This window comes from Methylocystis sp. sgz306128 (genome assembly GCF_056032725.1).
This window is the reverse complement of record NZ_JBVYWO010000017.1, coordinates 1-15,045: the sequence shown is the minus strand read 5'-3', so window position 1 is coordinate 15,045 and position 15,045 is coordinate 1. Positions and strand designations below refer to the sequence as shown.

The 15,045-nt window shown below is 54.4% G+C and carries 12 protein-coding genes; 7 read left to right on the top strand and 5 right to left on the bottom strand.

Translation table 11 applies throughout. From position 1 onward, the window contains the following. Positions 1-282: 282 nt before the first annotated feature. Positions 283-2,919 (top strand): M1 family metallopeptidase, encoded by a 2,637-nt coding sequence (locus AC0N03_RS16055; RefSeq protein ID WP_474289922.1) that lies wholly within the window; start codon positions 283-285, stop codon positions 2,917-2,919. A 346-nt stretch (positions 2,920-3,265) separates the two neighbouring features. After that, on the top strand, positions 3,266-4,312 hold the full coding sequence (locus tag AC0N03_RS16050) for an AI-2E family transporter (RefSeq protein ID WP_474289921.1): 1,047 nt from the start codon (positions 3,266-3,268) through the stop codon (positions 4,310-4,312). Positions 4,313-4,614: 302 nt separating this feature from the next. Here AC0N03_RS16050 and AC0N03_RS16045 read toward each other — a convergent pair whose 3' ends face one another. The 5 genes from AC0N03_RS16045 to AC0N03_RS16025 form a co-directional block, all read right to left on the bottom strand. Further along, complete coding sequence (locus tag AC0N03_RS16045; RefSeq protein ID WP_474289920.1) at positions 4,615-5,040, bottom strand: hypothetical protein; 426 nt, start codon at positions 5,038-5,040, stop codon at positions 4,615-4,617. Further along, positions 5,037-5,330, bottom strand: coding sequence for a hypothetical protein (locus tag AC0N03_RS16040; protein ID WP_474289919.1), 294 nt, complete (start codon positions 5,328-5,330; stop codon positions 5,037-5,039). The genes AC0N03_RS16045 and AC0N03_RS16040 overlap by 4 nt, the downstream gene beginning before the upstream one ends. Before the next feature lie 205 nt (positions 5,331-5,535). Further along, entirely contained in the window at positions 5,536-6,645 is a 1,110-nt protein-coding gene (locus tag AC0N03_RS16035; RefSeq protein ID WP_474289918.1) for a patatin-like phospholipase family protein, read from the bottom strand. Positions 6,646-7,035: 390 nt separating this feature from the next. Next, a complete protein-coding gene (locus AC0N03_RS16030; RefSeq protein ID WP_474289917.1) occupies positions 7,036-7,221 on the bottom strand; it encodes a CsbD family protein in 186 nt (61 codons plus the stop codon). A gap of 140 nt (positions 7,222-7,361) precedes the next feature. After that, complete coding sequence (locus AC0N03_RS16025) at positions 7,362-7,496, bottom strand: hypothetical protein (protein ID WP_474289916.1); 135 nt, start codon at positions 7,494-7,496, stop codon at positions 7,362-7,364. Positions 7,497-7,733: 237 nt separating this feature from the next. Here AC0N03_RS16025 and AC0N03_RS16020 point away from each other — a divergent pair, with 237 nt between their 5' ends. The 5 genes from AC0N03_RS16020 to AC0N03_RS16000 all read left to right on the top strand — a co-directional run. Then, complete coding sequence (locus AC0N03_RS16020) at positions 7,734-12,107, top strand: chemotaxis protein CheB (protein ID WP_474289915.1); 4,374 nt, start codon at positions 7,734-7,736, stop codon at positions 12,105-12,107. A 288-nt stretch (positions 12,108-12,395) separates the two neighbouring features. Next, positions 12,396-12,554 (top strand): DUF3309 domain-containing protein, encoded by a 159-nt coding sequence (locus tag AC0N03_RS16015; protein ID WP_474289914.1) that lies wholly within the window; start codon positions 12,396-12,398, stop codon positions 12,552-12,554. Positions 12,555-12,877: 323 nt separating this feature from the next. Next, on the top strand, positions 12,878-13,609 hold the full coding sequence (locus tag AC0N03_RS16010) for an SH3 domain-containing protein (RefSeq protein ID WP_474289913.1): 732 nt from the start codon (positions 12,878-12,880) through the stop codon (positions 13,607-13,609). A gap of 44 nt (positions 13,610-13,653) precedes the next feature. Next, positions 13,654-13,923 (top strand): glycine zipper domain-containing protein, encoded by a 270-nt coding sequence (locus AC0N03_RS16005; protein WP_474289912.1) that lies wholly within the window; start codon positions 13,654-13,656, stop codon positions 13,921-13,923. A 362-nt stretch (positions 13,924-14,285) separates the two neighbouring features. Further along, positions 14,286-15,045 (top strand): SbmA/BacA-like family transporter (locus AC0N03_RS16000; RefSeq protein ID WP_474289911.1); only part of this gene is annotated, 760 nt, incomplete at its 3' end.

The following is a 15,045-nucleotide window of genomic DNA, read 5'->3' as shown; positions in this document are numbered from 1 at the left end:
CAATACGCCCAATATAAGTCGGCCTATTCAGCGCTCGGCAAACATTTTGCGCGCATTCTGGATCTCTATTGGTTTTCGTCAGCTTGTGATCCAGATTTCCAAGCCGGATTGATCCGCGATCTTGACCCCAAGTCATCCTAGCGGTTGCATGTTTCGTTGTGTAAGTGGGGCAAAGCGAAATGAAAACCTGGATCAATTCCAGGCCACAATCAACACTCCAAGCCTCCTCGAACCAGTTGAAGCGTTTCCAGTTTGGAGTCCAGAGTGTTGCGGAGGCAATTAATGAAAATGCCAATAAATACCATGAGAATTTTATTGGCAGCCGCGTGGATTTCGTCCGGGCTTCCGGTCGGCTCCTCCTCGTTAGCCAGTGCCGAGGCCGCGGCGGATAAGCATATAGTCTTGCCAAATGGTGTCACGCCAATTCATTACGATATTGAAGTTGCCCCGGATGTTGCCCGGCTAAGCTTCAAGGGTTCGGTGAAAATTGATATCGACGTGATGAAGCCGTCGAAGACAATAATGGTCAACGCGGCGAACCTTGTTTTCTTGGGTGCTTCGCTCGATGGCCTGGCCGCCGATCCTGCCGTGTCGGTCGACACGGCGAACCAGACCTGGACCTTGTCCTTTTCGCAGACAGTGAAAACGGGTCATCACCTCCTCATGATCAACTACAGCGGCACTATAAATGAAAATATCGACGGTTTGTTTGCCCTCACATATGATACCCCAAAGGGCAAAACGCGCGCGCTGTTTACACAATTCGAGCATGCGAGTGCGCGCCAGTTCGTTCCTTGCTGGGATGAACCGGCAAAAAAGGCAACTTTCGCTCTGACCACAATAATAGCAGCTGATCAGATGGCGGTCTCCAATATGCCGGCAGAATCGACTGCGATTATTTCTGATGGCCTGAAACGCGTGCATTTCGCGACAACACCGAAGATGTCGTCCTACCTCCTCTTTCTTGGTGTCGGCGATTTCGAGCGAATATCACGCAATGTCAACGGAGTTGACGTTGGTGTCGTGGTGAAGCGCGGCGATCTGGCAAAAGCGGATTATGCTCTTGAAGCAGCCGTGAAACTTTTGCCCTATTACCAGGATTATTTTGGCGTGGGCTTTCCATTGCCAAAACTAGACATAATAGCTGGCCCCGGATCCAATGAAACGTTCGAAGGCATGGAGAACTGGGGGGCTATATTCGTTTTCGAGCAATCGATGCTGATTACTGCAAATATCTCGACAGAAAGTGAAAGACGCATTGTCTACACCCTGGTAGCACATGAGATGGCTCACCAGTGGTTCGGCAACTTGGTGACCATGGCATGGTGGGATGATCTATGGCTAAATGAAGGCTTCGCAAGTTGGATGCAAACAAAGGCGACGGACCATTTCCATCCTGAATGGAAGCTATGGCTCAATGCCATTAATCAGAAAGAGGAAGCTATACGCATCGATGCGCGCGGCGGAACTCATCCGATTATCCAACCGATCCTCGGCGTTCAGCAGGCTAGCCTCGCATTTGACGAGATTACTTATGAAAAAGGTCAGGCATTAATCTGGATGCTCGAAAGCTATGTGGGTGCGGATGCTTTCCGCGACGGTGTGCGCCGTTATATCAGTGCCCATGCCTATGGAAACACTGTAACGAATGATCTGTGGCATGAGCTTAACAAGGCTCCATCCTCTTATATTTCTGATATTGCGAAAGATTTCACCTTGCAAGCTGGTGTGCCGCTCATTCGCGTTGCGGCTACTGCAAATGGTCTGCGATTAAGTGAGGAGCGTTTTATAGAAGATAATTCGGATAAAAAAGTAGTAAAGTGGAGCGTGCCTATTTCTGTGCGTGAGCTTGACTCAAAAAAAACTTGGCATGGTATCGTCAAGCGCAACAAATCAACAGACGTATCAGTGCCTCCGCACGCCGCGGTGATTGTAAATGCCGGTCAGAGCGGTTACTTCCGCACACTTTATTCACACGATGCACTTCAACCGTTGATAGATCACTTCAGCAAGCTTTCCCCCGCCGATCAACTCGGACTCATCAACGATACGCTCGCCCTTGGTTATTCTGGTGACGAACCTCTCAGTGATTTTCTAGAAATTGCGGCGAAAGCGAACCCGTTTACAGATCAGATAGTGCTAATATCGCTCATCGACCGGCTCGCCGAGACTGATCGGCTTTATAATGATCTGCCAACTCAAAGTACCTATCGCGAATTTTGTCGCCAACTTCTGCGACCGGTTTTTGAAAAGATAGGTTGGGTAATGGTATCTGGAGAAGCCAGCAATACCGCGCTACTCCGCGCAAGGCTGATTGAAGCGCTCAGTCAATTTAACGATGCGGCCGTGATAGCTAAAGCACATGAGTTTTTTCTCAGTTTTCTCGTCGATCGCTCTGTATTGTCTGCTGAGATACGGCGAAGTGTGCTTTCGGTTATGGCGCATCATGCAGATGCTCAGATTTGGGAGCAACTTCATACACTCGCCGCCACCTCGTCCGATTCCTTAGAGAAGGGGCAATATTACGCGCTTCTTGGCTTTGCCTCGGATCGCGGGCTTGCGCAACGGGCGCTTGATCTTGCGCTGTCGGATGAAGCCGAAATGACCATGCGTCCGGTTATTATAGCCAACTTATGGGAACGCTATCCCGATATGGCATTCGACTTCACGGTGCAGCACTGGCCGAAGATCAAAAGCTTTATTGATCCCGCAAGCCAAAATAGCTATGCTGCCGCAATTGCAGCTTACTCATATGATCCAGGCCTGATAACGCGTCTTCAAGACTATGCCGCGCATAACATACCGGCGGACGCGCGTCAGGAAGTGATAAAGGCTAAGGCTGCGATTGCCTATCTTGCACGGGTGCGCTCGGACCGCCTGCAGGAGATTGACCGTTGGCTCTCGCAGCATCACTTTTAGAATCATGTGATTTAAAGAGCGCCGCACCAGCGTGAGTGCATCAACGATGCAGGGATAGGTTACCGCCAATCATTTTGAGCGGTTTGATCTCCAACCTGACGTGCGCTGATTAGTTTGGTGCGTCCTAATTTAAAAATTCGAGATCAAAATCAACCAATTCGGACGAAGCACGTCAGGTCGCCCTTTTCGCCATCAACGCCGGCATCACTTCATTTATCTATATCCGGGCAACGATTAAACCGGTAACGTGGCGTCTCAGATCCCGGAGACAAGCCCTCAGATGGCGGACAGAATACGGACGAATAAAAAGAACGCGTCCCCGGTATCGGCCGATCAGCCGACAGAGATGTCTTTACCGTCAGACCCCAGTGTTATTTTTCTCGGTGGTTTATTTGGTCTTGCATTGCTGGCAACGGCCTATATCGCGGCTGAAATCGTGTTGCCATTCGTCATTGCTGTGACGTTCAAGCTGCTTCTGCAGCCAGTTATGCGCCTGTTTGAAAGATTGCGCGTGCCGCGGGCGCTTGCGGCACTGCTGCTCATACTGGCCTTGATCGGAATTGTGGTCGGCCTCGGTACAGCCATCTCTGGTCCCGCCCGGACATGGGCTGGCAAGTTGCCGGAAGGTATTCCACGGCTGCAGGAGCGGCTATTTTTCCTGCGCGCGCCGATCAGCACGCTGCAACAGTTTCTGCAGCAGATAGAGTCGATCAGCGAAACGGGAGCGCCGCAAAAGGCCGCTGCCGCAGTCAGCGGTGCAGGTCTTCTGACTGCTCTGTTTGCAGGTACGCGGAGTTTTGCGAGCGGCCTGTTCACGACGGTGCTGTTTCTGTATTTTCTGCTCGCTTCGCATGACACATTCCTGCGGCGTCTCGTCGAGATATTGCCGCGGTTCCGCAGCAAACGGCAGGTGGTCGATATATCTCAACAGATCGAGACCGACATTTCGGCCTATCTCGTTACAATCACAATCATGAATCTGGCTGTGGGCTGTGCAACATCGCTGGTGATGTGGCTGACCGGAGTCGGAGATCCGGTTCTCTGGGGGACAATCGCGTTTCTGTTGAATTATGCGCCGATCGTCGGGCCCGGTCTGGGCATCCTCGTCTTCCTGCTGGCAGGTCTGCTGACGATTGACCCACTCTGGCAAGCCTTGTTACCGGCGGGGCTCTATACCGGAATCCATGTGATCGAGGGCGAGATCGTCACACCGCTGCTGTTGGCAAGACGTTTCACGCTGAACCCCGTTCTGGTCATATTGTCTCTGGTTCTGTGGTTCTGGATTTGGGGCATACCCGGTGCGATCCTCTCCGTTCCGATGTTGGCCATTACCAAGATCGTGTGTGACCGGGTTCGCCCTCTGGCCGCTCTTGGTCATTTTCTTGCAGGGTGAACTCCGGCGCAGCCCTGATCGATGGGTCGTGCAGAATTGAACTGCCCCCATAGGCCGGGCGTTTCAGAGATGCTGATCCGATGGCGGTGCGAACGCCTATCCGGCTCTTGCCGCATGGGTTATGGGATCCAACATTCTGAACGTGTTGGGCATTTTAATTCGGGTGAATTGGCTGCTCATGAGCCATCGGTCGCGTTTTGCACAAATTTAAGACTCCTGCAGGAATGAAATAGCTGGCTATGACCAAACGCGGGCATGAGTAAATGCGCGGCGGTGCGCGCGATCTGAGTTGAGCGCGCCAATCATTTTTCGGCGCTTCCGGCCGCAATCCCTGCCAGAAACGCCGCCAGCAAAACCGGGCCTTTCTGATCCTTGATAAGACGTGAGACCTCAGCCAGCAGTACAGCCCGATCTGAATCGGCGGACGATGCCCCCGCGCGTGACCTTCCGCCGTATTGAATTGCAAGGATAATGCCGGCAGCGGCAATGAACAGAATTGCGGCAACCGCAAGCGGTGCCCCTGCGGCACCAAGATATGGCAGCAGAAAGATCCAGCCTGCGGCAAGAGCACAAGCTGCCGCAGCCAGAATAAAGATAAAGGCCATACTGCCTGCAATAGCCACTTTTGCCATGCGCTTCGATGCGCGGCGCAGCGCCCGGCCTGCATCCTGACGGGCGAATGCCAGACCGAGCCGGAGCAGATCGGAGATCGACAATTTCTCACTCAACGGGATAACACGCGACCGGCTAAGTACCCCAGCCCGAGGGCGAGCAGCAATGCCGTCAGCGGTTGCTTTTCAACCTGCTGGCTGATTGCCATGGCCGACCGTTCGCCTTCGGTCGCGACCTTGCGGATAATCTGCCGCGCATTTTCATCAAGCTGTGCAGCGGCACTCTGCGCGCCGTTTGTCGCGCCGGCCTTCAAATGTTCCAGCAAGCTGTTCATATCACGCTTGAGCGAATCGATATCGCTCCGCAAAACGGCGAAATCAGATTCTGTGGCTTTGGGAGTGTTCATTTTTTGGCTTCCAGTTAATAGCTATCGTTCAGACAACGACGCTGATCTTCACGTTGTAGCCCCATGCGCCTTCGGCTTGTACGCTCGGAAATTACTCACGCGTGTTCACGGATAGATTCTGACCGATCGCAACCGAATTTCCGGCGGCGCGAAGATGCTGCCGCTCTGGCCTGCGAGGACACCGGGCCTGTGACCGGCACATGGTTTATTTCGCGACTTCCTTGGCCGTTTCGATCTGGGGCAATTTGGTCTCCCAAAATGATCTGGTACGGGATTTTTCATAACCATATTGATAGAGTTGCCGCATCGTGTCCGTTTCAAAGCCCGTTCCGTCATAGTCCGGAATATCCTTGCCGATATAGGTCAGGTGGAAGCTGAAGCCCTCACGATCGGCTGCTCGATAGGTCTGGTCAAGCACGGCCTGAGTGCCAACTCTCGTCATCGTGGCGAAGGATCGGGTGGCGATGACATCAGCTTCGTTCGGTACAACTTTGAACCCCTGATTGATCCGCGAATTGACGATGACATAAATGTCAGGGCGGGCGCCGGCTGAAACGATAGTCTTGCCGCCAAACAAAAAAGCATCCGGCAGTGTAAAAACCGGTGCACTGATTGTACCGTCCACATGCATTTCCTGGAAAATTTTGCCGTTTACCTCAACATTTATCAGTTGCGGCGCGAAAAGAACGGGAACGCTGGCCGAAGCGGCAAGAACATCGCGAAACAGTTTGAGGGCCTGAGGCCCGCCGCGCGCAGCAATCGCGCCCATATCCCAGATTACGGCGCGCTGCGCATCGAGGTCTGTCGTCACGACCAGTAGGCGCCTGCCCTTTTTGTCTTCCTCTGCGATCGCATTGACAATATTCTCGTCTATGTAGCGCGCAACAAGCTTGCTCAGCTTGGCACGGCTGAAGAGACCGGCTCCAAAAATCGCGCCCAGAGGGTTGGGATGTTCGATCAGACGTTCGGCCTCTCCATTCGTATAGAGCTGACGAAGGGTGGTGTCATAGGAGGGGCCAAGAAAGGCAAATGGCGCAATCAATGCGCCCGTGGATACGCCGGAAACCACCGTAAATTCAGGGCGCTTGCCCGATTCAGTCCAGCCATTGAGCACGCCAGCCCCATAGGCGCCTGCGCCTCCGCCTCCTGAAAGGGCCAGATAAATGAGCGGATGCCCTTTCTGGACAATGGCGCGCCGGGCCGCTTCCTGAAATACATTTTCAGGAGAATCTGCCCAGAACCGCAAACTCGACGGGCTGGCGGGAATAGCCATCATCTGGTCGTGCTCGGTGAAGGTTGCGCGGGGCTGGCTCATGCAAGCGCCAAGAAACGGCATACAAAAGCCGAATATCAGTATCATCCGGCTCTGTTTCATGAACCCATACCTGTAAATCTGTGGACTTGTGCCGCTTCGCGCGCATGAACATCATCGGCGATGCCAGGTTCTCTCTTGCCGTTTTGGCAGACCGGACAATGGCGGCCTGTAACGGCCGGCACCTGTTTCCAGGGATTCCGGATTATCATCCGGCCGCGCCGGCATGAGCCGCGTGCGTTGTTTTGATGCAGAGCCCGCAAGCGCCGCAGCCACTGCAGCGACCCCGGCCATATGTATCGTAGAGCGTTTCATGATCGTTCCTCCGCATTTTATATTGAGTATCGTGGCGTGTGGCAGGCAGGGCTTATGAGGCCCTGCGAACCGGCAAGCTTAAAGCTTCTTCACGCTGTCTTTGACGCTGTCCTTGATGCTGCCGACAGCGTTCTGAATCTTGCCTTCCAGTTTTTCATTCTTGCCGTCGGCGACCAGCTTGGCATCGCCGATGACTTTGCCGACAGCTTCCTTGACGGTGCCTTTAGCCTGAAGTGCAACACCAGTGATACGATCCTTATCCATGTGAAATTCTCCTTTGAGTTGAAATGGTTGCATTGAATTTTCGTCAATGGTTCATGCAATCTATCCGAGAAATCGCATGGCGATAGAATCGGATATTACCTAAGGGCAGAAGTCGTCTGCTCATTGGCGGCGGCGCAGACCTAATGTTTTTTCTTGGCTGCAGGCGCAAATTTGGACGACGACAATGCCGAAGCCAGCGTCGCCGAACTTTCCGCAGGTTTGACGGATTTGGGTTTTTTAGCTTCTCTGCTGCTCTTTTTCTGACCCTTGGCCATAATATTCTCCTGTTTCATGCGTAAAAATGACAATGAAGCGAGTTGAGACCGCATGACTTTTCTCGTCGCGGAAAATTGAGCACATGCGAGTGTTTCCTCAGTTCCAGATTAAACACTCATCGCATTGGGGCCAGCTTCGGAAATTACTCAAGCCGATTTGTGATCGGGATGGAAAAACCTGTGTTACACTGACACTTGCCTTTAGTGCCGGGGCAACTCGCGCGAGGTAAAAATGTTATGTCAGGAAACCAGTCCAAAGACCGCGGCGAGGGCAAATCTCCCGCGATAGCCCCTGACGAAAATGCGCCAACGCGATCCGCAGGCACACCGAAATTTCTCGTCGCCGCAATCGGCGCATCAGCAGGCGGGCTTGAGGCATGCCGGAAGCTGGTCAGTGCTGCGCCCAAGGATTGCGGCATAGCTTTTATACTTGTTCTGCATCTTGATCCTACACATCAAAGCATGATGGTCGATCTGCTCGCCGGGCACACGTCTCTGGGCGTGACGGAAGCAACGGACGGAACGTCAGTCGAACCCGGCCATCTTTATATCATTCCACCGGGATCATATCTTTCGATCAGGCATGGCGCCCTTCACCTTTCGCCCCCGCAGGCCCGCCAGAGAACGAGACTGCCGTTCGATTTCCTGCTCAATTCACTGGCAGCCGAATTTGGCATGAACGCAGCCTGCATCATACTTTCCGGCTCCGGCAGTGATGGCGCAATCGGCCTGAAAGCGGTCAAGGAAGGCGGCGGACTGGTGATAGCGCAGGAGCCGAACGAGGCGGCCTATGAGGATATGCCGCGCAACGCGATCCTGACCGGAATGGTCGACTCGATCCTCCCCGCAGCCGATATTCCGGCCGGGTTGATGGCCCATCGCCAAAAACACAAGCATGTGACGGCAAAGCCACGGGCAGATCAGGATGTGTCCATTGCGGATCTTGGCAGGATCATCGATCTGTTGCGCGAACAGACATCGCATAATTTTGCGGCATACAAAACCGGAACCCTGCAGCGCCGGATTGGGCGCAGAATGGCGATTGCACCAGTCAGTTCCCGGAAGATCGATGAATATATAAAGTTATTGCAGCGCGATCCGTCTGAACTGGGAGCGTTGAGCAAGGACATGCTGATCAATGTCACATGCTTCTTCCGCGATGCAAATGTCTTTGAACTCCTCAGCGACAGGATCATTCCCGAGCTTCTGCACGATAAGGGGCGGGATCGAACCTTGCGGGTATGGGTTGCCGGGTGCAGCACCGGCGAAGAGGCCTATTCCATTGCAATGCTGTTTCAGGAGGTCAGTTCGGCGGCTGGAAAGGACCTCAAGTTACAGATTTTTGCGTCGGATGCCGACCCGGATGCCATAGAATTCGCGCGCGAAGGCTTATACTCCGATACGATCGCGGCGGATATGTCGCCCGCGCGTCTTGCCCGATTTTTCCAGCGCGAGGGCACAGGCTACCGGGTCGTTCCGCATCTGCGTTCGGCCATTGTCTTCACCGTTCAGGATATCCTGACCGATCCGCCTTTCTCCCGTCTCGACCTGATTTCCTGCCGAAACCTCATGATTTATCTGACGCCGGACGCGCAGGCAAAAGTGCTCTCGCTTTTCCATTTCGCCCTGCGTGCAAGCGGAATTCTGCTGCTCGGCAATGCCGAAACAATCGGGAGTATGGATGATCGGTTTGAGATCATCTCGAAGCCGGACCGGCTTTTCCGGCATATTGGTCACACGCATTCTGAAGGTGTCAATCTTATGGTCAGTTCCGCAGAATCCACCCCGCCCCTGTTGCGCACCGGGCAAGACGTCACCAGCGCGCGGCCCCTGGCGCTTGCTGAACTGTGCCGCAGAATCATTCTGGAGACTTATGCGCCGGCCGCCGTGCTGATCAACACACGGAACGAATGCCTTTATTTCCTCGGACCGACAGAGCGCTACCTGCGGATGGCTCCGAGATATCCCTCGCTCGATCTCTTGACAATGGCGCCGCCGGGACAACAAGCCAGTCTGCGATCGGCGATCATGCAGGCACGGCGAGGGAATACGCGCGTCACCATATCAGGCGGCCGGGAGAACAGCGGCAAAAATCAAGCAGGTTTCAGCATCGTCGTCACGCCTGTTGTCAATGAAGGCGAAAAGCTGGTGCTGGTGTGCTTTGTGGATGAACCAAAGCGGAGCCTGGCTGAAGCTCAAAGCCAGTCTCCCGGGGATACTTCCGCAATTGCCCTGCTTGAAACGGAACTGGCCGCGACCCGGGAGGAATTGCGGACCGCGATCCATGATCTCGAGATCGCGAACGAGGAGCAGCGGGCCATCAACGAAGAGTCCATGTCGGTCAACGAGGAATATCAATCGACGAATGAAGAGCTTCTGACCTCCAAGGAAGAACTGCAATCTCTCAATGAAGAACTCACGGCGCTGAACAGCCAGTTGCAGGAAACGCTCGAATTGCGGCGCATTACCGCAAACGATCTGCAAAATGTGCTCTATAGTACGGATGTGGCGACCTTATTTTTGGACTCGCATCTCAATATCCGGTTTTTCACGCCCGCAACCAAATCGCTGTTCAATATCATACCCACTGACGTCGGCCGCCCCCTGTCCGATCTCAGTTCAAGCGCAACAGACGATGAGATGATCGAAGATGCGAAAATCGTGCTGCGCGAACTTGCGCCGATCGAACGGGAAATCGAAGCCGGCGACGGAAGATGGTTCATCCGCAGGATATTGCCTTACCGGGCTCAGAAAGCGGGCGGCGAAGGCGTTGTCATTACTTTTACCGATATTACCGAGCGTAAGCGCATTTTTGACGCGCTGGAAGCGAGCAAAAAACAGTCACAGACAGCCAATGCCGCAAAATCAAGATTTCTTGCGGCGGCAAGCCATGATCTGCGCCAGCCCCTTCAGACCCTGGCCTTGCTTCAGGGATTGCTGGCAAAAGCCGTGACAGGCGAAAAAGCCCAGAAACTGGTTGAGCGGGTTGACGAAACCTTGGTTGCCATGACGGGCATGTTGAACACACTGCTGGACATCAACCAGATAGAAGCTGGCACGGTAAAGGCTGAAATTATCGATTTTAATATCGAAAATTTGTTCACGCGGCTCAAGGACGAATATTCGCTCAACGCCCAGACTCAAGATCTGGACTTTCGCGTCATATCCAGCCAGACCATGATCAGGAGCGATCCGCGCTTATTGGAACAGATGATCCGGAACCTTCTGTCCAATGCCTTTAAATATACGAAAACCGGTAAAGTCCTGCTGGGCTGCCGTCATGTCCACGGAGCCCTGCGGATAGAGATACATGATACGGGCATCGGCATTCCGCAGGATGAGCTTCATGCGATTTTCGAGGAATATTATCAGGTTGAAAATGCAGCGCGCGAAAGAAGCCGCGGTCTTGGCCTTGGCCTTGCGATTGTCAGCAGCCTTGGAGTCCTGCTCGAACATCAGGTCCGTGTCGCATCAAGGCTGGGCAAGGGGTCGGTCTTTACAATCGAAATCAAATATCCATCGCGCAACAAATCCCGCCCGCTGGATGCGGCGAGCCTGCTCGCACCCCAGCTTATTGTGAAGGAACCTGCCCGCAGGGGGACAATCCTTGTCATCGAGGATGACCCCGAAATCCGGGAACTGCTGGGCATATTCCTCGAAAGCGAACATCATCTGATCGCGCTGGCTTCCGACGGGCCGGCAGCGCTCAGACTTGTCGAACCGGGGACGTTGCGTCCAGACCTGATTCTGGCGGATTTCAATCTGCCGGGCGGTATGAACGGCCTCGAACTTACCCATCAGTTGCGGGAAAAACTCAGACGGCAAATTCCTGTCGTTATTCTCACCGGCGACATATCAACCAATGCCTTGCGAGACATTGCCAACTCGAATTGCACACAGCTGAACAAGCCTGTGCGTCTGAACGAACTGGCCGGCATCATCCAGCGGCTCCTGCCATCGCCCGCGACACCTGCGGCGCAACAATCGCCGCGTCCGCAGGCTGGCAGCGAAAAGCCAGTCATTTTCGTTGTGGACGACGATGATCAGGTGCGCGAAGCCATTCGTGACGTGCTGGAAGACGAAGGCCTGCTGGTCGAGGATTATGCGAGCTGCGAAGCGTTTCTTGAAGCCTACAAGCCGGGGCGTCAGGCCTGCCTCCTGATCGATGCCTATCTTCCCGGCATGTCAGGAATGGAACTGCTTCAGCAACTGAAGACCCGCAACCATCTCCTGCCGTCAGTCATGATCACGGGAAACAGCGATGTCGCGATGGCGGTAGCGGCGATGAAGGCCGGCACGTCCGATTTCATTGAAAAGCCCTTCGATCGCAACGACCTGCTGCAGAGCATCGACCGGGCGCTGGAACTGTCGCTCGATACCAATAAACTGCTCGCCTGGCGCAGTTCGGCTGCGGGACATATTGCCGGCCTTACCAAACGTCAGCACCAGATCATGGACATGGTGCTGGCTGGCCATCCCAGCAAGAATATCGCAGCGGATCTCGGCATAAGTCAGCGCACGGTTGAAAACCACCGCGCCGGCATCATGAAAAAGACCGGCACAAAATCCCTGCCGGCGCTGGCGCGCCTGGCATTGGCAGCCAGCAGCTGAAGACGGTCTCTGGCCTATTTGGGTAGTTTCCGAATCTATCAGCAAACCTGTCCGCGTGTAGAGTTGATTCAACCCTTGGATGAAACTTCAAGGGAAACACAATCAACACGCAGGGCTCTTTAACATGAATGAAGACCGTATCGAAGGCCAGCTCCCCGCAATCACAGGCGTCATCATGCGCCGCCGAATTGCCGATTCTGCCGAGCACCTGTTTTCATAAATATTTCAATCGCCTGATGCCGGCATGGACCGTTTCCGTGCGCATGGGCCAACAGAGGAATAACGAACATGAACCTTGGCACAATTCTCATCATCATCCTTGTGCTTTTCCTGATAGGCGCCTTTCCGGCCTGGCCGCATAGCGCCAACTGGGGATATTACCCCAGCGGCGGCGTTGGTGCGCTGCTCGTCATCGTCATCATTCTTTTTCTTCTCGGGATCATTTGATTTGATGGACAGGAATGCCGCCTGTCCGGATCCCCAGCCAGCTATACGCCCTTTTACGATAACCCTGCGCGCAGCCAAACCGGAGCGCCTGTCAGGTCAGGCCTGACCATATCAAAGCCTCAGCCTGACTTAAAATATACAGAAAATTTCGGTAAAAATATTTGGGCAGCATTTAAATATTCTGCAAATTAAATAGCCAGCAGATTTGAGTATATTCCGACGCTGTTGCAAATAATACATTCACAATATGTTCAGTGCAATCAGCAGCGCAAGTGAATTGGTGCCCTGTTGTGATTTTTAAAACAACAACAGGGATTTCAACAATGAAATTACGAATTATCAGCCCAGGCCTGGCGCTGGCTGCCGCGATATTCGCCATTCCCGCAGCCGCTTCGGCGGACGAAGGCTTCGCCCGCCGCTCCAGCATTTTACGCGCCGGGCCAGCGGGAAACTATCCATATATCGCGCGCATCGCCCGCGGCACCCGATTTGAGGTTTACGGCTGTCTGGAAGGCTATGATTGGTGCGATATCTACGCCGACGGCAGCCGCGGCTGGTTTCCCGGAAGCCGGATAGGCTTTCTGCATGATGGCCGGAATGTGAGCCTCTTTGACGAATCTTCGGTTCTGAGCATTTCCATCATAACCTTCGCCCTGCCCGAATATTGGGGAAGCTATTACACCAATCGCCCGTGGTATGGAGACAGGCGCTGGCAGCGCGGGCAAATTCAAGCCCCGGCGGACAACCAGCAGCGGCCGATGGGAACAAGGTATCCGTCAAATCCGCTTGCTCTGCCGCAGCCGCAGGGCGCGCAGCAAAATGCCCCGCAACAGCCGCAGAATGCGCCTGCTGCCAACCATATGCCGGCGGGACAAGTGCCGGTAATGCCTGCTCCGGTCCCGGTTCAGCGCGCTCAAAGGCAGAATTTAATGCCGCAGGGCGCATCGGCGCAGCAAAATGGCGCTCAGCATCCGCAGAACAATGCTCGGCAGGCGCCGGGCAACAATAACGGCAAATCAGGCAAAGGGTGCACGCCGCCTGAAGTCTGCCAATAAGCCGCGTCAATCCATCAATCAGAATCTACAAAAAGGAAAATGAAATGAAAAAAGTCGCAATAATCGCAAGCTTCGCTCTGCTTCTTGGCGCATGCGCCAATGCACGTGACGAGCGGATGGCTGATGGCGCGCTCATTGGCGGCACGGGCGGGGCCATAGTTGGCGGCGTCACCACCGGAACGGCAGGCGGCGCAGTCGTTGGCGGCGTCGTCGGTGCCGGCGTCGGTGCCGTGGTGGCGGATGCAACACGCCCCCGCCATCGTCATTGCCGTTACGACTACGACATGCAGAGAAATGTTTGTTATTACCGCTGAACGCCCAAGCTTATTCAATGGACAGCCGGAGGACGACGTCTTCCGGCTGTTGCCAATATGACAGGCTGAATACGTCGTCAGGATCTGGCAAGGCCAACGGCGGACAGGGCAATTTGCTCGGATCTGGCTTCAGGCGCGCTTCGGCCGGGCCTGAAGGCGGATCACTCCCTGCTGACCCTTCAGGCCTTCCACGAGTGAATGCCCGATTACCCAAATCCATGAAGCAGTCGCAACTCCGGCAGGGCAAAATGTTTGCACGAGACCTCGGCCATTTTTGGCGTACTGTCGTTGAACAATAGCGCGTGTGATCACTTCTTAATTGCGGCGCTGTGAGTGACAACGCGCAACCACCTGGCAAGATCATGACAGACAACGCCGAACCCGCCCCCCCGAAACACGAAAGACTCGCGGTAGGACTGATCGTTCGGCAGTTCTTTCAACTCTCCGCCGGATATTGGCGCGGTCCGGGTTCGCGACGGGCCTGGCTCCTCTCCATCTGCATAATGGTGTTGGTCATCAACAACCTGTTTGTTCAGGTTGGCATCAATCAATGGAACCGGTTCTTTTTTGATGCGCTCGAGCAGAAAAACCTGGCATCAGTCAAACTCGGCATCGGATTGGTGCTGGCTCTGGCATTTTTCTGTGCATTGAACAGCGTCCTGCTCGTCCATGTGCGGATGCGCATGCAAGTGCGGTGGCGCGAATGGCTGGCAAATCAACTCATCCTGCGCTGGCTGTCTGAACGCAGATTTTACCAGCTCAATATTGTGCAGGGCGAGGCTGCAAACCCGGAAGGCCGCATAGCCGAAGATACGCGCGTTGCGACCGAGCCCTTGGTCGATTTTGTCATCGGGCTGATAACCGCGTTGCTGACAAGCGTCACGTTCGTAAGCATTCTTTGGCAGATTGGCGGTTCATGGGATTTCGGGACGTTCCGGCTGCATGGCTATATGGTTTTTGCCGCCATCGGCTATTCCCTGCTGCTTTCGTTTACCACAGCTCTTATCGGCAGGCCGCTTATCCGGGCTGTCGAGGCCAAGAACGGAGCCGAAGCCAAGCTGCGTACCGAACTGACGGGCGTTCGTGAGAATGCCGAAATCATCGCGCTGGTTGGCGGGGACA

Bases quoted from the DNA above. Each gene is read 5' to 3' on its own strand.
- AC0N03_RS16050 (WP_474289921.1), top strand. From the start codon at position 3,266: ATGTCTTTACCGTCAGACCCCAGTGTTATTTTTCTCGGTGGTTTATTT.
- AC0N03_RS16005 (WP_474289912.1), top strand. From the start codon at position 13,654: ATGAAAAAAGTCGCAATAATCGCAAGCTTCGCTCTGCTTCTTGGCGCA.
- AC0N03_RS16015 (WP_474289914.1), top strand. From the start codon at position 12,396: ATGAACCTTGGCACAATTCTCATCATCATCCTTGTGCTTTTCCTGATA.
- AC0N03_RS16020 (WP_474289915.1), top strand. From the start codon at position 7,734: ATGTCAGGAAACCAGTCCAAAGACCGCGGCGAGGGCAAATCTCCCGCG.
- AC0N03_RS16025 (WP_474289916.1), bottom strand. From the start codon at position 7,496: ATGGCCAAGGGTCAGAAAAAGAGCAGCAGAGAAGCTAAAAAACCCAAA.
- AC0N03_RS16040 (WP_474289919.1), bottom strand. From the start codon at position 5,330: ATGAACACTCCCAAAGCCACAGAATCTGATTTCGCCGTTTTGCGGAGC.
- AC0N03_RS16055 (WP_474289922.1), top strand. From the start codon at position 283: ATGAAAATGCCAATAAATACCATGAGAATTTTATTGGCAGCCGCGTGG.
- AC0N03_RS16035 (WP_474289918.1), bottom strand. From the start codon at position 6,645: ATGAGCCAGCCCCGCGCAACCTTCACCGAGCACGACCAGATGATGGCT.
- AC0N03_RS16030 (WP_474289917.1), bottom strand. From the start codon at position 7,221: ATGGATAAGGATCGTATCACTGGTGTTGCACTTCAGGCTAAAGGCACC.
- AC0N03_RS16010 (WP_474289913.1), top strand. From the start codon at position 12,878: ATGAAATTACGAATTATCAGCCCAGGCCTGGCGCTGGCTGCCGCGATA.